Here is a 248-nt window from a genome sequence, read left to right on the forward strand (position 1 = left end):
TGGTTGAGTGCTCCCGAGTTTTAGGGGACATTCAACCAGATTTTTTTTGCTATTTTCTTATTTAATAGACAGCAAAAAGAAATTGTTAAACTCTTTTTTCCATTTCTTTTTCTCGGCTTCACTGAGTAGGTTGTTATCTAGTAAAAGCCCTTTCAAACTGTGGTTTTGTGTTGCAAAAACTTCCGGCATATGCGCTATTTTACAATTGTTTAAGTGTCCAGAAACCAGGCTAGGGATGTCTATAAATT

Annotated in this window: 1 protein-coding gene; it reads right to left on the minus strand. The window is 35.5% G+C overall.

Translation table 11 applies throughout. The features are described from left to right. Positions 1 to 57 precede the first annotated feature (57 nt). Positions 58 to 248: hypothetical protein (locus tag ACY2RS_RS15715; protein WP_490099603.1), on the minus strand; the 191-nt coding region annotated here is incomplete at its 5' end.

It is taken from the genome of Patiriisocius sp. 208BN25-11, from assembly GCF_058147145.1.